Raw genomic sequence first — 18249 nt, forward strand, 5'->3', positions numbered from 1 at the left:
CGGATAAAATGAATGTGTTCCAGTGCAGGGGCTGTGCTGGAGCTGCCATGTTTTTGCTCTTGCCTCACTTGCAGGTTCAGGCCGGCGTGTGTGTCGGGAGCACCATAGGTTGGCTATAGGAAAGACTATGCAAAGCAATTTCGGGAATGGAGCTACACCGTTGAATCAGCGTCTGACACTGGTGTTGCTGGCTCAGGACCAGCCGGATTTCCTTCGCCGGGCCTTGAAGTACTACAGCGATTATCCTTGCGCTGTCGTGGTGGTCGATGGCTCGGTAGAGTCCGACGTCGCAATGACAAAGGTTCCCGGCATTCAGTATGTACACGATGCCGCTCTGGCCGACGCTGACTTGAGTGTCAGGGTGGCGGAGGGCATCCGGCACGTCACTACGCCGTTCATGGCTTATGCCGATGTCAGCAGCTTCCTGTTGACGAATGCCTTGACCGACGCCTTGCACTTTCTTGAGGTCAATGAGCAATACGGTGCGTGTCAGGGTTATAGCCTGAGTTATCAGGCTCATGTCGACCATGTGGATTATTTCCGTCGCGATCTCAAGGTGACTGACGATCATGCGTCGGGTCATTCCGGCGAGCGCCTTGTCGGCTTCATGGCGCAGCCCGTTTCACTGCTCAATGCCGTTACCCGGACCGGACTGGCCCGGCAATGGTTTGCCTCCGTTCCTGCCAGTACGGAGCCGCACTGGCAGGATATCGGTCATATGGCCTTCCTGGCTTCGGCTGCCGCGATACGCATTCAGTCTGTTCCTTACGCCGTGCATTTCAGTCCGGGCGAGGACCTGCAGTCGCGTTACTGTTCAGTGATCAAGTCGACGCTTGTTCATACCGACCCCAAGGCCAGGGCCCGGCGTGATTTTTTCGCCGAGGCGCTGGTAAGCATTCTGGGCAAATCTGCTGGTTTTGATGGCGAGCAGGGCAAGGAGCAGGTGCTGGCAGGTCTGGAGTCGATGGCTGAATGGCTGGACACTTGCAGTTATCAAGGCAAGGAAAAGATCGTCAGCTCGGCATGGAATGTTGCCTTCGAGCGTGCCGAGCCGCGTTTCGAGCCCCAACAGTTTGTCGAGCTACCCTTTTACAACCAGCCGTTCTTCGACGAGCTGGCAAAAATCGAATTTCTGATTCACATCATGCCGGCCGGTCAACTGCAACTGGAAGAGCTGGAAGCGGCGCTGCTCAAGCAGGCCGAGCTTTTGCGCCCACAGGTCAACCCCGACGCCGAGACGCTGATCAGCCGGCTCTGGCAGGCCTACAGCGTCTATGCCTTCAACCATGGTGTCGTGCAGCAACTGGCACTGGAGCTGGGCAAGTCTGCGGACGATGAGGAAGAGGCTGAGCGAATCGTGGCCTGGGGGCAACGCTTGCAGGCGGTGTCCAGTGATGACAATGGCAGGCTGCTCGACGGCATGGCGTCCGGTCGCCTGCTCAAGTGGCTGGATGCACGTAATCCGGCTCCGATCGAACTGAAGAAGCTCAACGCCCAACTGGCGAAAAAGCCGGCAGGTTCACAGATCAGCATTCTTCTGCTGGACCTCGAGGCGGATATTTTCAAATTGCAGGCTACGTTCGACAGCCTGATCAATGGCCATTATCGAGCGTTCAAGGTAATTGTCTTCACCACGGGTGAGCTGCCTGCGACGACGACACTGCAAAATACCCTGCACTTCGTGAAGGTCACCGAAAGCAACTACATCGACAGGATCAACCAGATCGTCAAGCAATCGTCCAGCGATTGGCTGATGCTGGCCCGGGCCGGTGAGGAGTTCACGAAAAGCGGTCTGCTCCAGGCCAGCGTCGAGTTGATCGATGCCTCGCAGTGCCGGGCGGTTGCAGTGGATGAGATTCATCGCCAGCCAAACGGTACCCTGGCTCCCCTGTTCCGGCCGGGTTTCAATCTGGACCTGCTGCAAAGTGTGCCCGCCCTCATGGCGAGTCACTGGTTGATTCGTCGTGAATTGCTGGTCGAGGTGGGCGGCTACTCCCGTGATTTCCCGAAGGCGCTGGAATTCGATCTGTTGCTGCGTCTGATCGAGCAGGGCGGCATGAGTGGGCTGGCGCACTTGAGTGAGCCGGTCCTGATCTGTGAGGCTCCTGAGCTTGAGGAGAATGAAGACGAGAAGAAGGCGCTGACCCGCCATCTGGGGCATCGTGGCTATCAGGCCGAAGTCGGTTCTGTCCTGCCAGGCACCTACAAGATCGATTATCGCCACGATCACAGGCCGATGGTGTCGATTCTGCTGCACAGCCAGGACAACCTGCCGGAGTTGCAACGTTGTCTGCAAAGCATTCTTCAGCGTACCCGTTATCAGCGGTTCGAGGTGTTGATCGCCGATAACAACAGCGATTCTCCCGAATTGTCGACATGGCTCGATCAGCAGGAAAAACTGTCCACCCGTGTCCGGGTATTCAGGTCTGACAAGCGTTTGAGCACGGCAGTCCTGCGTAATCTGGTCAGCCAGGAAGCCAAGGGTGAATACCTGATCCTGCTCGATGCCGAGAGCCAGATCGTCAATGTCGGCTGGATCGAGTCGCTGCTCAATCAGGTTCAGCGTCCGGAAGTCGGGATCGTGGGCGTCAGGCTGGTGGATCGGGAAGGGACCGTGACCCAGGCCGGTCTGATCCTGGGCCTGAACGGCGGTGTCGGTTCGGGCTTTGTCGGTGAGCCGAAGCAATCCCGAGGGTACATGCATCGTCTGGTGGTCGAGCAGAACTACTCTGCCGTTTCATCTGCCTGCCTGATGATCGGCAAGGAGCTGTTCGATGCGATAGGCGGTCTGGATGAGGGTGAATTTGCCGAAGCGCTGGGTGATGTCGACCTGTGCCTCAAGGCTGCGCAGGCGGGGTATCTGACGGTCTGGACGCCGCATGTTCAGGTTGTACACGCCGGTGTCGTGAACGCTCCCGATGAGGCGCGCAAGGCGTTGATCGAGAAGTGGGCTGCACAGTTCGGCCAGGACGAGGCCTACAACAGAAACCTGAGCCTCAAGGGGGCTGGATTCACGCTGGCTACGCTTTAATTCTGGCTCGACGAAACGATCCGTCTGTCATCACAGACGGATCGTTTTCTTTTCAGGGCCTGGCCAGGGAAGGAGGCCGGCTGCCGTTTTCAGGCTCCCGCAAATCGCAAAGCATGCATCTTGGAGTGACCTGCGGGTCATAAAGAGCATCTTCACTGTATCGCGTTACAGGGAGCGGCATGCACTTGACTTGCGTAAACGTGCCCCGCCCCCTGAAAATGTCCGCAAATTGCCTCTAATTCGGTAGCGCCCTGATTTTCCTGGGACGAATATTTACCTGTTTACTAATCGGGAAGCCATGATGATTGGCATAAAAAGCATAGCGAGTTACGTGCCTGCAGCTGGCGTGGATAACTACGCTCAAGGTGCCAGATTCGGCAAGGATGAAGAATTCATCTTCGGGAAGATCGGCTCTACATTCCTGCCTCGCAAGGATGACATTCAGGAAACTTCGGACCTGTGCGTCGAGGCGGTCAATACACTGTTTGCCAACAACCCTCAGTTGACCCGTGACAGCATCGATGTATTGATCGTTGTGACCCAGAACGGCGACGAAGAAGGCTTGCCGCATACGGCCGCCATCGTTCAGGACAAACTGGGCCTGCCGACGTCTGTCGCGGCGTTCGATATTTCCCTGGGGTGTTCCGGTTACGTCTACGGCATCTATGCGATCAAGGGTTTCATGGAAGCCGCAGGGCTGAAGAACGGCTTGCTGGTGACAGCTGACCCGTACTCCAAGATCGTCGACCCCGAAGATCGCAACACCACCATGCTGTTTGGCGATGCCGCAACGGCGACATGGATGGGCGAAGATGCCCCGTGGCAACTGGGCAAGGCAAAGTTCGGTACCGACGGTTCCGGGGCGCCGCACTTGAAAGTCAGCAATGGCGTGTTCTTCATGAACGGTCGCCAGGTGTTCAACTTCGCATTGCTCAAGGTGCCTGCACACCTGCATGAGCTGTTGGGCGAATCCGGTCTTCAGCCTGACGATATCGATGCGTTCTGCATCCATCAGGGCAGTGCGGCGATCGTGGACGCTGTCGCGCGTCGTTTCGAGGACAAACCCGAGAAGTTCGTCAAGGATATGGTCGAGACCGGCAACACCGTGTCTTCCAGTATTCCGCTGCTGATTGAAAAGCATGTGCTGGGCTCTTCCTGGAAGCGCGTAGCCCTGAGTGGTTTTGGTGTCGGGCTGTCCTGGGGATCGGCGATCATCTATCGCGCCTGATCCGGGCTGTTCATGAAAAGCGCCTGAGGGGGTTCTCCTCAGGCGCTTTTTTGTGAAAGCGAGGTTGTGTGTTGTTGCTATAGTTCGACTGTCGTCGTTTTCGTTTGTGTATGCCTTCTGATACAGGGGCAATTTACTGGCGTCATTTCTTCGTTGTTAAGGCTTCAAGTCCTTGTTTTATAAGGGGTGGCCTGTGACTGGCAAAAATTTTCAAAAAAATACTCAAGCAACCTGCCAGCCCGACGATAACTATTACGAAGGTTCTCTAGGCACACCCGGCGCTTGCAGGGGCCGGAAGCCACGTAGTACACAACCAACGAGGAATTCATCATGGCTTTAACAGTAAACACCAACGTTGCATCCTTGAACGTTCAAAAGAACCTGGGTCGTGCTTCTGACGCACTGTCGACTTCGATGACTCGTCTGTCTTCCGGCCTGAAAATCAACAGCGCCAAAGACGACGCTGCCGGTCTGCAAATCTCCACTCGTATCAACTCGCAGATCAAAGGCCAGACCATGGCCATCAAAAACGCCAACGACGGTATGTCTCTGGCTCAGACCGCTGAAGGTGCTCTGCAAGAGTCCACCAACATCCTGCAACGTATGCGTGAACTGGCTGTCCAGGCTCGAAACGACAGCAACAGCTCCGACGACCGTGACGCTCTGAACAAAGAATTCACTCAGATGAGTGAAGAGCTGACCCGTATCGCCAACAGCACCAACCTGAACGGCAAGAACCTGATCGATGGTAGCGCCAGCACCATGACCTTCCAGGTCGGTTCCAACACTGGTACTTCCAACCAGATCACTCTGACTCTGAGCGCCAGCTTCGACGCAGACACTCTGGGTGTAGGTTCGGCCATCACCATCGCCGGTTCCGACAGCGCCACTGCAGAAACCAACTTCTCTGCTGCAATGGACGCCATCGACTCCGCTCTGGCAACCATCAACGCCACTCGTGCTGACCTCGGTGCTGCTCAAAACCGTCTGTCGAGCACCATCTCCAACCTGCAGAACATCAACGAAAACGCCAGTGCTGCACTGGGTCGCGTACAAGATACCGACTTCGCTGCTGAAACTGCACAGCTGACCAAGCAACAGACTCTGCAACAAGCTTCCACCTCTGTTCTGGCTCAGGCTAACCAACTGCCTTCCGCTGTACTGAAACTGCTTCAGTAATATCGGAATGAGTTTGGCGGGGGAGTGCGGAATCGTGCTCTCTCGCTTTTTTACTTTCGGAGGTGATGGTCATGGATATGAGTGTAAAGCTGAGTTTGTCTTATCCTGCCGCTCAATCGGCGAGCCCTGCTACGGCAACGGATAAGCCTGTTGAGACACCGTCCGTCGAGCGGGTTGCGGCGACGGCTGAAAGTAGCAGTCCTGATTTACACAAGGATGACTCACGGGAAGAGGAGAAGGTGAAGGCTGCCGCGGAAGACATTCAGAAGTTCTTTCAGTCGGTCAGGCGTAACCTCGAATTTTCGATTGACGAAGATTCTGGAAAAGTCATTGTCAAAGTGATTGCAAGCGACTCCGGTGAAGTGGTCCGACAGATTCCGAATGCGGAAATCCTGAAACTGGCCGATAGCTTGAGCGACGCTCACAGCTTGTTGTTCCACGCTAGGGCCTGACTGCTGGCACGAAACTTGTTGCAGGTTTTTCGGCTCCTTGAAAGGGTCAAAAGATCGGCGACATTCTTGAGGAGAGAAGCAACATGGCAAGTCCAATTTCAGCTTCAACAGGATTGGGTTCCGGTCTGGCGATCGGCACAATCGTAGAAACACTGGTAGATGCCGAAAAGGCAGCCAAGCAAAACCAGATCACCAAGCAGACGACAGCAACGACGGCGTCCATTTCCGGCGTCGATCAGCTTACTGCTGCCGTGAGCGCGTTCCAGACGGCAATGACTTCGCTCAACAGCACCACGACACCTGCATTTCAGGGCTTTTCCGCGACTTCGTCCAATGAGTCTTCGGTCAAGGCGACGGCAGGTAATACCGCGGTCAATGGCACGTACACGCTTAACGTGAGTCAGTTGGCAACGGCTTCCAAGGTTGCGACGGCTGCGCTTGACTCCAGTCAAACCAGTGCTATTCCGAGTGGTACCCTGAAAATCACTCAAAATGGCACTTCTTATGATGTCAACATTACGGCGACCTCGACGCTGCAGGAAGTGCGCGACAAGATAAACTCCTCGCTCCAGAGCAAGGGGATCTCCGCGAACATCATTACCGACAGCAACGGTTCCCGTCTGGTGTTCAGCTCGACGACGACCGGCAAGGGCAGCGATATTTCGGTTGATGGCGGCACATCGCTCAGCATGTTGAACATCGATGGCACCAAATTGATGAGCGCCACCAGTACATCGACCGATGCCAATGGCAAGGCGATTCCAGGAGCGGGGGCCATTTCGTCCCTGGCTCTGGATGCCGAGTTCACCATCGACGGGTTGAGCATGACCAGCTCGAGCAATACGGTGAGCACGGCCGTCTCTGGCCTTACATTTGAACTGGTTGCCAAAAGCTCTACGGATACCACGATCACTGTAGGTACCAATACCGACGGTTTGAAGACCTCTCTGCAGACCTTCGTTGATGCCTACAACACCCTGGCCAAGCTGGTGACCACGCTGACCAAGGGGGCTGTGGACGATGACGGGACCTACACGGCTGCGGCCCTGACAGGGGACTCGACGCCTCGTGCCTTGCTGGCAAGTATTCGGACCCAGATTGCGACGGCGACGTCAAACAGCGGTCTTGGCTCCCTGGCGCAATTGGGGATCACGACTCAGCAGAGCGACGGTACCCTGTCGCTGGACACTACCAAGTTCAACGCTGCCCTGAGCGATAAAAAACTGGGTGGCGAGATTCAGAACCTGTTCACGGGTACTGATGGTCTGCTGTCGCGTATAGGAAAGGCCATTACGCCTTACACGGAAACGGGCGGTATTCTGGCTCAGAAGAAAACCAGCCTGAACCAGGTGCAGGCCCGTCTCAGCAATGAGCAGGATGCGCTTGATCGCCGGATCGAAACGCTGACTGCGACATTGACCAAGAAGTACAACGCGATGGACCTGGCGGTCGGTCAGCTCAAGGCGACCGCGACCAGTATCACCTCGATCTTCGAGGCGATGAACGCCCAGAAGAACGCTTCGTAAGTAAGGTCCATGCCAAAAACCCGACCCCGTGTCGGGTTTTTGCTTTTGGGCTAAAGTTTTTTGACCGTACGTCGATAGCTTGGGTATACGTAATCTGGATTGGCTACGAGGCCCCTTATGAATCCGATGTTAGCACTGCGTCAGTATCAGAAGATTGGTTCCCAGGCTCAGACCTCGGAAGCAAGCCCGCACCGTCTGGTTCAAATGCTGATGGAAGGTGGCCTCGACCGTATTGCTCAGGCCAAAGGTGCGATGGCCCGCAAGGATATCCCCAATAAAGGCATTTTCATCAGCAAGGCCATTGGTATTGTGGGTGGTCTGCGTGAGGGGCTGGATCTGGAAAACGACCCGACTGAAGCCTTGATCAAGCAGGACAGTCTTTATCACTACATGATGACGCGTCTGGCCGAGGCCAATGCCAAGAACGATCAAAAGATGCTCGATGAAGTTGCGGGTCTGCTGATTACTGTGAAGGAAGGTTGGGATGCAATCGGCGCCGCACAATAATTTGCTGTCTTCTGGAGAACACACCATGAGTGCTGCCCTCAAGCGTATCGAGGAAACCCGTGAAGCGTTGGTCGGTGCCTTGGCCGAACGTGACTGGGAAGCTATCGTCAAGCTTGATCTGGCATGCCGTGAATGTGTCGAGGCTGTTGTCAGCGAAGCGCCTGCCGATGAGCCGGGGCTGCGCAGCAATCTGGAAGAGTTGCTGGGGGTCTATCGACAATTGATTGACGTTGCTAGTGATGAGCGTCAAGCAATCGCCGATGAAATGACGCAAATCCGGAATGCTAAAAACGCTGCGAAGGTATACCATCTGTTTGGCTAGCTTTTAATTGTCGGATTAATTTTCCTACAAGCGTTTCGCCATAAATTTGACTGTATGTGTTTTTTTGACTTAACTAGTGATGTTTACTATTTTCTGGCGTCTCATCCGTTATAACGGCTGAGATGCCAAGCTGCCCCCCGATCTCGGGCATTGAGTTGACTAGGGAAGTTGCTATTGCATGTGGCGTGAAATCAAGATTCTGCTAATCGATGACGATAGCCAGCGCCGCCGGGATCTGGCGGTTATCCTGAATTTTCTGGGCGAAGAAAATCTTTCCTGCTCCAGCCAGGACTGGCAGCAGGTTGTCGGTTCATTGGCATCCACTCGCGAAGTTTTGTGCGTGCTGGTGGGTAGCGTCAGTGCGCCGGGTAGTCTTCAGGGACTTCTTAAGACCGTCGCCGCATGGGATGAGTTCCTTCCGGTGTTGTTGATGGGTGAAAATTCTTCCATCGACTTCCCTGAAGACCTGCGCCGACGTGTGCTTTCCACCCTTGAAATGCCTCCCAGCTACAGCAAACTGCTGGATGCGCTGCACCGTGCCCAGGTGTATCGCGAAATGTACGACCAGGCCCGTGAGCGTGGTCGGCATCGCGAACCCAATCTGTTCCGCAGCCTGGTAGGTACCAGTCGTGCCATTCAGCATGTGCGGCAGATGATGCAGCAGGTGGCTGATACCGATGCCAGTGTGCTGATTCTCGGTGAGTCGGGTACGGGCAAGGAAGTGGTCGCCCGGAACCTGCACTATCACTCCAAGCGTCGCGATGCGCCGTTCGTTCCCGTCAACTGTGGTGCGATTCCGGCCGAACTGCTGGAAAGCGAACTGTTCGGGCATGAGAAAGGTGCGTTTACCGGTGCGATCACCAGCCGGGCGGGGCGCTTTGAGCTGGCCAATGGCGGCACGCTGTTCCTTGATGAAATCGGGGACATGCCCTTGCCGATGCAGGTCAAGCTGTTGCGTGTCCTGCAGGAGCGTACGTTCGAGCGGGTAGGCAGTAACAAGACTCAAAGCATCGATGTGCGCATCATTGCGGCGACGCACAAGAATCTCGAAAACATGATCGAGACGGGCGGCTTCCGCGAAGACCTTTATTACCGTCTGAACGTCTTCCCGATCGAAATGGCCCCTTTGCGGGAGCGTGTCGAAGATATTCCGCTGCTGATGAACGAGCTTATCTCGCGCATGGAGCATGAAAAGCGGGGTTCGATCCGTTTCAATTCGGCTGCGATCATGTCTCTGTGCCGGCATGCCTGGCCGGGTAACGTCCGTGAGCTTGCCAATCTGGTGGAGCGCATGGCAATCATGCATCCGTATGGCGTTATCGGTGTGGCGGAGTTGCCGAAAAAATTCCGTTACGTCGATGATGAAGACGAGCAGATGGTCGACAGCCTGCGCAGCGATCTTGAAGAGCGTGTGGCGATCAATGGCCATACGCCAAACTTCGCGTCCGGTGCCGTGCTCCCGCCTGAAGGTCTGGACCTGAAGGACTACCTGGGAGGCCTGGAGCAGGGCTTGATCCAGCAGGCGCTGGATGATGCGAATGGCATCGTTGCCCGTGCTGCGGAGCGTTTGCGGATTCGCCGTACAACGCTGGTGGAAAAGATGCGCAAATACGGCATGAGTCGCCGCGAAGGTGACGATCAGGCGGATGATTGACGCCTCCTGAATTCGCCAAAAATCAAACCTCTGAATTTTCAGAGGTTTTTTTTCGGCACGAGGATTGCTAAGTGTCTCTCAACATGCCGTTTAATGACGGTTCGCCACGCGAGAGATGATTTATGTCCAAGGCCGCTCAAATGTCTTCTGACTTGCCCAGCCAAGCTCAGCCCTCTCTGGAGTTGGAAAGTCGCCAGGGGCTTGAACAGGCTTTTTCGTTGTTTAACCAGATGTCGGCGCAACTGACGGATTCCTACGGACTGTTGGAGGCTCGCGTCGCCGAGTTGAAAGGCGAGCTGGAGGAGGCGGGTGTTCAACGCATGCAGGAGCTGGCGGAAAAAGAGCGTCTGGCCAATCGCTTGCAGAACCTGCTGGACCTGTTGCCGGGTGGCGTTATCGTCATCGATGGCATGGGGATCGTCCGTGAAGCCAACCCGACGGCGGTGGAGCTGCTGGGGCAGCCATTGCTGGGGATGCTGTGGCGTCATGTGATCAGTCGCTGCTTTGCGCCTCGCGAGGACGACGGGCATGAAGTCTCTCTGCGGGACGGGCGTCGCCTGTCCATTGCCACGCGCTCGCTCGATGCCGAACCGGGGCAACTGGTGTTGCTCAATGACCTGACTGAAACCCGTCATCTTCAAGAGCAGCTGGCCCGTCATGAGCGCCTGTCCTCCCTGGGGCGCATGGTCGCTTCTCTGGCGCATCAGATCCGTACGCCTCTGTCGGCTGCCATGATCTACGCCAGCCATTTGACCGAGCAGGAATTGCCGGTGCAGACCCAGCAGCGTTTTGCTGCTCGCCTCAAGGAGCGCTTGCATGAGCTTGAACATCAGGTGCGCGACATGCTGGTTTTTGCGCGAGGCGAGCTTCCGTTGACGGATCGTTTGACGCCGGACGCCTTGTTCCAGGCGTTGCAGTCGGCGGCGCAGGTGCATGTCCAGGAAGTCGCGGTGCGCTGGCAGTGTGATCCTGTGGACGGAGAGTTGCTGTGCAATCGCGACACGCTGGTGGGGGCGCTGCTGAATCTGGTGGAAAACGCCGTGCAGGCCAGCATCGGAAAAACCCGTCTGAAAATTCATGCCTACAGCCGCGGCAATACACTGCGTCTGTGCTTCAGTGATAACGGTAGTGGTATGGACGCGGCTGCACTGACACGCATCGGTGAGCCGTTCTTCACGACCAAGACCACGGGAACGGGCCTGGGGCTTGCGGTGGTTGCCGCAGTGACGCGGGCTCATCAGGGCGGCGTGCAATATCGCTCGAAGGTCGATCGCGGAACATGCGCAATCGTCAGTCTGCCGCTGATTCCGGTATCCACTCCTGTGAGTAACAGCTGATGTCAATCAAGGTGCTGTTGGTCGAAGATGACCGTTCGTTGCGCGAGGCGCTGGGTGAGACGCTTGAGTTGGCCGGTTACGGTTACCATGCCGTGGGCTCGGCTGAAGATGCCTTGCTGGCGACGGATCGGGAACCGTTCAGCCTGGTGATCAGCGATGTGAACATGCCGGGCATGGATGGGCATCAGTTGCTGGCGCTTTTACGTAACCGGCATCCGAATCTGCCTGTTCTGTTGATGACGGCTCATGGGGCTGTCGAGCGGGCCGTCGATGCCATGCGTCAGGGGGCGGCAGATTATCTGGTCAAGCCTTTTGAACCCAAGGCCTTGCTGGCCCTGGTGGCCAGGCATGCGCTCGGGCGTCTGGGGCCGGCCGAGAACGAGGGGCCGATTGCCGTGGAGCCTGCCAGTATCCAGTTACTGAACCTGGCAAGCCGGGTGGCGAAAAGCGACTCCACCGTGTTGATTTCCGGTGAGTCCGGGACCGGCAAGGAAGTTCTGGCGCGATTCATTCATCAAAATTCACCACGTGCCGATAAGCCTTTTATCGCGATCAACTGTGCGGCGATTCCGGACAACATGCTGGAAGCGACGCTGTTCGGTCATGAGAAGGGTTCGTTTACCGGGGCTATTGCGGCTCAGGCAGGCAAATTCGAGCAGGCCGATGGCGGCACGATCCTGCTCGATGAGATCTCCGAGATGCCGATGGGGCTGCAGGCCAAACTGTTGCGTGTGCTCCAGGAGCGTGAGGTCGAGCGTGTCGGTGCCCGTAAACCGATCAGTCTGGACATTCGCGTATTGGCGACCACCAACCGTGATCTGGCGGGTGAAGTGGCGGCAGGTCGGTTCCGTGAGGACCTGTTTTACAGGCTGTCGGTCTTTCCTCTGGCGTGGCAGGCATTGCGTCAAAGGACTGCCGATATTTTGCCGCTGGCCGAGCGGCTGTTGGCCAGACACGTCAATAAAATGAAGCATGCGCCTGTTCGTCTGTCTGCTCAGGCGCAGGCATGTCTGGTGGGGTATTCGTGGCCCGGGAATGTTCGCGAGCTGGATAACGCGGTGCAGCGAGCCCTGATCCTGCAGCAGGGCGGGGTGATCGAAGCCGAGGACTTCTGCCTGGCCGGACCTGTCACGGGCGCCTCTCAGGCTGTTGCTTCTGTGCCTGCGCCGTTGACGCCCGTGGCGGCTCCGGTGGCCGAAGCGGTTTCGACTGGGGCGGTGCCGGAGTCCGTCGGTGCGCTGGAGGATGACCTCAGGCGTCGAGAGTTTCAGATGATTATTGACACCTTGCGCACTGAACGCGGGCGTCGAAAGGAAGCCGCTGAACGTTTGGGTATCAGTCCGCGTACACTGCGTTACAAATTGGCGCAAATGCGTGATGCGGGTATGGATGTCGAGGGTTATCTGTTCGCAACCTGAGTTTTTTGGGGCGAAACAGGGAAGAAAATGATCCGTTGTTTCAGAATTGTCGTATGAACGATGCAATTTACTGACACATGGGTGTCGTGAATTTCAAGGTGAGTGATTCGCCCAGAAGGACCACTTCGGTTCGCGGAAACAGGGGTGAAGCGGTTGTGATAGAGGGCTGTTAACTATTTGGCACCCTTGTTGCTATGTCTTCACTATCCGCTGAACCAGTGTCAAAAATTTGCGGGCCTTACGAGAGAATATGTCCATGAGCCAAGGTGTTGAATTTAATCGCTTGATGTTGGATATGCGGGCCATGCAGATGGATGCGATGGCAGCATCCAAACCAGTGACCGCCACGCCGGAAGCCGGCACCAGCAGCTTCGCCGATATGCTTGGCCAGGCCGTCAACAAGGTTTCGGAAACCCAGCAGGCTGCCAGCCAGTTGGCCACTGCCTTTGAAATCGGCAAGAGCGGTGTCGATCTGACGGATGTCATGATTTCATCGCAAAAAGCCAGCGTGTCGTTTCAGGCTCTGACCCAGGTTCGTAACAAGCTGGTTCAGGCGTATCAAGACATCATGCAGATGCCGGTTTAAAGGACGTATTGAGTCATGGCCGAAGCAGCAGCCGAAACCGTTCCGGCAAGAGCGGGCTCTTCAGACAAGAAACCGTTGTTCGGTTTGTCTTTTCTGGAAAATCTTTCTGAAATGACCATGTTGCGTCAGATCGGCCTCATGGTCGGTCTGGCTGCCAGCGTGGCCATTGGCTTTGCCGTGGTGCTCTGGTCTCAGCAGCCCGATTACAGGCCGCTTTACGGCAGCCTGGCCGGCATGGACAGCAAGCAGATCATGGACACCCTGACTGCCGCTAACATTTCCTACACCGTCGAACCCAACTCCGGCGCTCTGCTGGTCAAGGCTGACGACGTTCAGCGTGCACGTATCCAGCTGGCCCAGGCCGGTGTGGTTCAGAACGACTCCAATGTCGGCTTCGAGATTCTCGACAAGGATCAGGGCCTGGGCACCAGTCAGTTCATGGAAGCCACCCGCTATCGTCGTGGCCTGGAAGGCGAACTGGCACGCACCATTTCCTCCTTGAACAACGTCAAGGCGGCGCGTGTTCATCTGGCCATTCCCAAGAGTTCGGTCTTTGTTCGCGACGATCGCAAGCCAAGTGCTTCGGTTCTGGTCGAGCTGTACGCCGGTCGTACGCTGGAGCCGAGCCAGGTTCTGGCCATCGTGAACCTGGTTGCGACCAGTGTTCCCGAGTTGAGCAAGTCTCAGGTCACGGTTGTGGATCAGAAGGGCAACCTGCTGTCCGATCAGGCCGAGAACTCCGAGCTGACCATGGCCGGCAAGCAGTTCGACTACAGTCGCCGGATGGAAGGCATGCTGACCCAGCGTGTACAGAACATCCTGCAACCGATCCTGGGCAATGATCGTTACAAGGCTGAAGTCTCGGCTGTCGTCGACTTCAGTGCCGTGGAATCGACGGCTGAAAGCTTCAACCCTGATCAGCCTGCATTGCGCAGCGAGCAGTCGGTCAATGAGCAGCGTTCCAGCAGTTCCGGTCCTCAGGGCGTTCCGGGTGCCTTGAGCAACCAGCCTCCTGGTCCTGCGACTGCGCCTCAGACAACCGGTGGTGCTGCGGGCGGTGCAGCCGCCGCGATCGCTCCCGGCCAGCCGCTGCTCGATGCCAACGGCCAACAGATCATGGACCCGGCGACCGGTCAGCCAGCCCTGGCACCGTACCCGTCCGACAAGCGCGTGCAGTCGACCAAGAACTTCGAGCTGGACCGTTCCATCAGCCACACCAAGCAACAGCAGGGCCGTCTGACCCGTCTGTCGGTGGCAGTGGTGGTCGACGACATGGTCAAGACCAACCCGGCCAATGGTGAAGTGACGCGTGCGCCATGGAGCGCTGCCGACCTGGCCCGCTTTACCCGTCTGGTTCAGGATGCGGTCGGCTTCGATGCCAGCCGCGGTGACAGCGTCAGCGTCATCAACGTACCGTTCTCCAGCGAGCGCGGTGAAGTGATCCCGGACATTCCGTTCTACTCGCAGCCCTGGTTCTGGGACATTCTCAAGCAGGCGGTGGGGGTGATCTTCATCCTGATCCTGGTCTTTGGTGTGTTGCGCCCGGTGTTGAACAACATCACCAATGGCAAGAGCAAGGAATTGGGTGGCTTCGGGGGTGACGGCGAACTGGGTGGCTTTGGTGGCATGGGCGGCTCCGGTATGGACGGTGAACTGTCCAACGACCGTGTCAGCCTGGGTGGCCCGCAAAGTATCCTGCTGCCTAGCCCTACCGAGGGTTATGACGCACAGTTGAATGCAATCAAGAGTTTGGTGGCCGAAGATCCGGGTCGTGTGGCCCAGGTCGTGAAAGAGTGGATTAACACTGATGAATGATCGAGCCGTCGTAGCCAAACTGAGCAGGGTGGAGAAGGCAGCCGTGCTGCTGCTTTCCCTGGGTGAAACCGATGCGGCCCAGGTGCTTCGGCACATGGGGCCAAAGGAAGTCCAGAAAGTGGGTGTGGCCATGGCTCAGATGCGCAACGTGCATCGTGAGCAGGTCGAAGAAGTCATGAGCGAGTTCGTCGACATCGTCGGCGATCAGACGAGCCTTGGTGTCGGTTCCGATGGTTACATCCGCAAGATGCTGACCCAGGCGCTGGGCGAGGACAAGGCCAACGGCCTCATCGACCGTATCCTGCTGGGCGGCAACACCAGCGGTCTGGACAGCCTCAAGTGGATGGAGCCGCGTGCCGTCGCGGACGTCATCCGTTTCGAGCACCCGCAGATCCAGGCCATTGTGGTGGCGTATCTGGATGCCGACCAGGCGGGCGAGGTGCTGGGGCACTTCGACCACAAGGTGCGTCTGGATATCATCCTGCGCGTTTCGTCGCTCAACACCGTACAGCCAGCCGCTCTCAAGGAACTGAACCAGATTCTCGAGAAGCAGTTCTCCGGTAACGCCAACACGTCGCGTACGACCCTGGGTGGTATCAAGCGTGCTGCCGATATCATGAACTTCCTCGACAGCTCCATCGAAGGCGCGCTCATGGATTCGATCCGCGAGGTCGACGAAGACCTGTCGGTGCAGATCGAAGACCTCATGTTCGTCTTCAACAACCTGTCCGATGTGGACGACCGCGGTATCCAGGCGCTGCTGCGCGAAGTGTCTTCGGACGTTCTGGTACTGGCGCTCAAGGGTTCGGACGAGGCGATCAAGGAAAAGATTTTCAAGAACATGTCCAAGCGCGCTGCCGAACTGTTGCGCGACGACCTGGAAGCCAAGGGTCCGGTGCGTGTCAGCGATGTGGAAACCGCACAGAAAGAGATCCTCACCATTGCGCGTCGTATGGCCGAGGCCGGCGAGATCGTGCTCGGTGGCAAAGGTGGCGAGGAAATGATTTAAGGATTGCCCTGACACATGGCCAGCTCCAGTAAAGAATCGGTTAGCGACCTTATTCGCGCCAAGGATGTCGGTGGTTTCGATACATGGTCATTGCCCAGCTTTGACCCGTACAAGGAGCCGGAACCGGAGCCTGAGCCGGAGCCCGTGGAGGAAGAACCTGCCGAGATGGAAGAAGTTCCATTGGAGGAGGTTCAACCGCTGACCCTGGAAGAGCTGGAAAGCATTCGCCAGGAAGCCTGGAACGAAGGTTTCGCCACGGGTGAAAGGGAAGGCTTTCACAGCACCCAGCTCAAGGTTCGTCAGGAGGCGGAAGTGGCTCTGGCGGCCAAGATTGCCAGCCTTGAACAATTGATGGGGAACCTGCTCGAGCCAGTGGCCGAGCAGGACACCCAGATTGAGAAGGCGGTGATCCACCTGGTCGAGCACATTGCCCGGCAAGTCATTCAGCGCGAGTTGCAAACCGACTCGCAGCAGATCGCCCATGTCTTGCGCGATGCCCTGAAGCTGCTGCCGATGGGGGCGCAGAACCTGCGAATCTTCATCAACCCTCAGGATTTCGGTCTGGTCAAGGCGCTGCGTGAGCGTCATGAGGAAGACTGGAAAATCCTGGAGGATGACAGTCTGTTGCCGGGTGGCTGCCGGATCGAGACCGAGCACAGCCGGATCGATGCGAGTGTCGAGACGCGCATTTCCCTGGCCATTTCGAAAATGTACGACCAGTTGCATGAACAGGTCGCGCATCCGGGGGCGGCGGATCTGCATATCGAGCTGGCCGGGGCTGCTCCTGCTGCGGCTGGCGTGCCTGACATGGATAACGACGATGCGCCTTGATCGCACCAGCTTCGGCAAGCGTCTGGGGTCTTATGCCGACTCCATTGCCCTGCCTGCCCAGCCGGTCGTGGAAGGGCGCCTGCTGCGCATGGTGGGCTTGACGCTCGAGGCCGAAGGGCTGCGTGCCGCCATGGGCAGTCGTTGTGTGGTGATCAACGATGACAGCCATCATCCGGTCGAAGTCGATGCCGAGGTGATGGGGTTTTCGGGTAACAAGGTCTTTCTGATGCCGGTGGGCAGCGTGGCCGGCATTGCGCCGGGTGCCAGAGTTGTCCCGCTTGCCGATACCGGCCGCCTGCCGATGGGCATGAGCATGCTGGGACGGGTCCTTGACGGTGCCGGTCGTCCGCTGGATGGTCGTCCTCCGATCAAGGCCGAAGACTGGGTGCCGATGGACGGCCCGGCCATCAACCCGCTCAAGCGTGACCCTATCAGCCAGCCGCTCGATGTGGGGATTCGCTGCATCAACGGATTATTGACGGTCGGACGTGGCCAGCGTCTGGGCCTGTTCGCCGGTACAGGGGTGGGCAAGAGTGTGCTCCTGGGCATGATGACGCGGTTTACCGAAGCCGACATCATCGTCGTCGGATTGATCGGTGAACGGGGTCGTGAGGTCAAGGAGTTCATTGAGCACATCCTGGGCGAGGAAGGCCTCAAGCGTTCCGTCGTCGTCGCTTCGCCAGCGGACGATGCGCCACTCATGCGTCTGCGTGCGGCCATGTACTGCACGCGCATTGCCGAATATTTTCGCGACAGGGGCAAGAATGTCCTGTTGTTGATGGACTCCCTGACCCGTTTCGCCCAGGCCCAGCGGGAAATCGCCCTGGCAATCGGTGAGCCGCCTGCGACCAAGGGGTATCCGCCGTCGGTCTTTGCCCGGTTGCCCAAGCTGGTGGAGCGTGCCGGTAATGCCGAGGCAGGCGGCGGCTCCATCACTGCGTTCTATACGGTGCTGTCCGAAGGGGACGATCAGCAGGACCCGATTGCCGACTCGGCGCGGGGTGTGCTCGACGGCCATATCGTGCTGTCCCGGCGTCTGGCCGAAGAAGGGCATTACCCGGCCATCGACATCGAAGCGTCCATCAGTCGGGTCATGCCAGCGGTGGTCAGCCCCGAGCACATGGCGCGCGCGCAACTTTTCAAGCAACTGTGGTCACGTTACCAACAGAGCCGCGACCTGATCAGCGTAGGGGCCTATGTGGCGGGCGGCGATCGGGAGACCGACACGGCCATCGCTCTGCAGCCAGCGCTGGTGCGTTACCTGCGTCAAGGTCTGCGGGACAACGAAAGCATGCAGTCCAGCAGCGATAACCTGGCAGCAGTCTTCGCGCCGGCACCGGGCGGCTGATAGGTC

15 protein-coding genes are annotated in these 18249 nt (G+C 57.5%); all 15 read left to right on the forward strand.

All coding sequences use genetic code 11. From position 1 onward, the window contains the following. Window positions 1-127: 127 nt before the first annotated feature. The 15 genes from ACIPY9_RS23460 (at window position 128) to fliI (ending at window position 18243) form a co-directional block, all read left to right on the forward strand. A complete protein-coding gene (locus tag ACIPY9_RS23460) occupies window positions 128-3031 on the forward strand; it encodes a glycosyltransferase (RefSeq protein WP_400707281.1) in 2904 nt (967 codons plus the stop codon). Window positions 3032-3332: 301 nt separating this feature from the next. After that, window positions 3333-4259 carry a ketoacyl-ACP synthase III gene (locus ACIPY9_RS23465; RefSeq protein ID WP_400707284.1) on the forward strand — a complete coding sequence of 309 codons (927 nt, stop codon included), beginning with the start codon at window positions 3333-3335 and terminating at the stop codon, window positions 4257-4259. Window positions 4260-4589: 330 nt separating this feature from the next. Next, the gene (locus tag ACIPY9_RS23470; protein ID WP_400707287.1) at window positions 4590-5438 is read left to right on the forward strand and encodes a flagellin domain-containing protein; all 849 of its coding nucleotides are present in this window, start codon (window positions 4590-4592) and stop codon (window positions 5436-5438) included. 71 nt (window positions 5439-5509) lie between these two features. After that, window positions 5510-5890 (forward strand): flagellar protein FlaG, encoded by a 381-nt coding sequence (locus tag ACIPY9_RS23475; RefSeq protein ID WP_400707290.1) that lies wholly within the window; start codon window positions 5510-5512, stop codon window positions 5888-5890. 83 nt (window positions 5891-5973) lie between these two features. Beyond that, complete coding sequence (gene fliD, locus ACIPY9_RS23480) at window positions 5974-7416, forward strand: flagellar filament capping protein FliD (RefSeq protein ID WP_400707293.1); 1443 nt, start codon at window positions 5974-5976, stop codon at window positions 7414-7416. Window positions 7417-7533: 117 nt separating this feature from the next. Further along, window positions 7534-7923 (forward strand): flagellar export chaperone FliS, encoded by a 390-nt coding sequence (gene fliS, locus ACIPY9_RS23485; protein ID WP_400707296.1) that lies wholly within the window; start codon window positions 7534-7536, stop codon window positions 7921-7923. 25 nt (window positions 7924-7948) lie between these two features. Continuing rightward, window positions 7949-8245: a flagellar protein FliT gene (gene fliT, locus ACIPY9_RS23490; protein ID WP_400707299.1), complete on the forward strand. Its 297-nt coding sequence runs from the start codon at window positions 7949-7951 to the stop codon at window positions 8243-8245. A gap of 178 nt (window positions 8246-8423) precedes the next feature. Then, window positions 8424-9899 (forward strand): transcriptional regulator FleQ, encoded by a 1476-nt coding sequence (gene fleQ / locus ACIPY9_RS23495; RefSeq protein ID WP_400707302.1) that lies wholly within the window; start codon window positions 8424-8426, stop codon window positions 9897-9899. Between the two features lie 122 nt (window positions 9900-10021). Further along, the gene (locus ACIPY9_RS23500; protein WP_400707305.1) at window positions 10022-11236 is read left to right on the forward strand and encodes a sensor histidine kinase; all 1215 of its coding nucleotides are present in this window, start codon (window positions 10022-10024) and stop codon (window positions 11234-11236) included. Beyond that, window positions 11236-12654, forward strand: coding sequence for a sigma-54-dependent transcriptional regulator (locus ACIPY9_RS23505; RefSeq protein ID WP_400707308.1), 1419 nt, complete (start codon window positions 11236-11238; stop codon window positions 12652-12654). The genes ACIPY9_RS23500 and ACIPY9_RS23505 overlap by 1 nt, the downstream gene beginning before the upstream one ends. A 256-nt stretch (window positions 12655-12910) precedes the next feature. After that, a complete protein-coding gene (gene fliE, locus ACIPY9_RS23510) occupies window positions 12911-13240 on the forward strand; it encodes a flagellar hook-basal body complex protein FliE (RefSeq protein WP_400707311.1) in 330 nt (109 codons plus the stop codon). Window positions 13241-13255: 15 nt separating this feature from the next. Further along, the gene (gene fliF, locus ACIPY9_RS23515) at window positions 13256-15055 is read left to right on the forward strand and encodes a flagellar basal-body MS-ring/collar protein FliF (RefSeq protein WP_400707314.1); all 1800 of its coding nucleotides are present in this window, start codon (window positions 13256-13258) and stop codon (window positions 15053-15055) included. Continuing rightward, window positions 15048-16064, forward strand: coding sequence for a flagellar motor switch protein FliG (fliG, locus tag ACIPY9_RS23520; protein ID WP_117181174.1), 1017 nt, complete (start codon window positions 15048-15050; stop codon window positions 16062-16064). The genes fliF and fliG overlap by 8 nt, the downstream gene beginning before the upstream one ends. 15 nt (window positions 16065-16079) lie before the next feature. Continuing rightward, complete coding sequence (fliH, locus tag ACIPY9_RS23525) at window positions 16080-16895, forward strand: flagellar assembly protein FliH (protein WP_400707318.1); 816 nt, start codon at window positions 16080-16082, stop codon at window positions 16893-16895. Beyond that, the gene (fliI, locus tag ACIPY9_RS23530; protein ID WP_400707321.1) at window positions 16885-18243 is read left to right on the forward strand and encodes a flagellar protein export ATPase FliI; all 1359 of its coding nucleotides are present in this window, start codon (window positions 16885-16887) and stop codon (window positions 18241-18243) included. The genes fliH and fliI overlap by 11 nt, the downstream gene beginning before the upstream one ends. Window positions 18244-18249: the final 6 nt, after the last annotated feature.

It is taken from the genome of Pseudomonas sp. NPDC089734 (assembly GCF_044748865.1).
In the GTDB taxonomy this organism is placed as follows: Bacteria; Pseudomonadota; Gammaproteobacteria; order Pseudomonadales; family Pseudomonadaceae; genus Aquipseudomonas.

Coding starts and splice junctions, on each gene's coding strand:
- fliI (WP_400707321.1), top strand. CDS start 16,885: ATGCGCCTTGATCGCACCAGCTTCGGCAAGCGTCTGGGGTCTTATGCC.
- ACIPY9_RS23470 (WP_400707287.1), top strand. CDS start 4,590: ATGGCTTTAACAGTAAACACCAACGTTGCATCCTTGAACGTTCAAAAG.
- fliS (WP_400707296.1), top strand. CDS start 7,534: ATGAATCCGATGTTAGCACTGCGTCAGTATCAGAAGATTGGTTCCCAG.
- fliH (WP_400707318.1), top strand. CDS start 16,080: ATGGCCAGCTCCAGTAAAGAATCGGTTAGCGACCTTATTCGCGCCAAG.
- fliF (WP_400707314.1), top strand. CDS start 13,256: ATGGCCGAAGCAGCAGCCGAAACCGTTCCGGCAAGAGCGGGCTCTTCA.
- fliT (WP_400707299.1), top strand. CDS start 7,949: ATGAGTGCTGCCCTCAAGCGTATCGAGGAAACCCGTGAAGCGTTGGTC.
- fliD (WP_400707293.1), top strand. CDS start 5,974: ATGGCAAGTCCAATTTCAGCTTCAACAGGATTGGGTTCCGGTCTGGCG.
- fleQ (WP_400707302.1), top strand. CDS start 8,424: ATGTGGCGTGAAATCAAGATTCTGCTAATCGATGACGATAGCCAGCGC.
- fliE (WP_400707311.1), top strand. CDS start 12,911: ATGAGCCAAGGTGTTGAATTTAATCGCTTGATGTTGGATATGCGGGCC.
- fliG (WP_117181174.1), top strand. CDS start 15,048: ATGAATGATCGAGCCGTCGTAGCCAAACTGAGCAGGGTGGAGAAGGCA.
- ACIPY9_RS23465 (WP_400707284.1), top strand. CDS start 3,333: ATGATTGGCATAAAAAGCATAGCGAGTTACGTGCCTGCAGCTGGCGTG.
- ACIPY9_RS23505 (WP_400707308.1), top strand. CDS start 11,236: ATGTCAATCAAGGTGCTGTTGGTCGAAGATGACCGTTCGTTGCGCGAG.
- ACIPY9_RS23460 (WP_400707281.1), top strand. CDS start 128: ATGCAAAGCAATTTCGGGAATGGAGCTACACCGTTGAATCAGCGTCTG.
- ACIPY9_RS23475 (WP_400707290.1), top strand. CDS start 5,510: ATGGATATGAGTGTAAAGCTGAGTTTGTCTTATCCTGCCGCTCAATCG.
- ACIPY9_RS23500 (WP_400707305.1), top strand. CDS start 10,022: ATGTCCAAGGCCGCTCAAATGTCTTCTGACTTGCCCAGCCAAGCTCAG.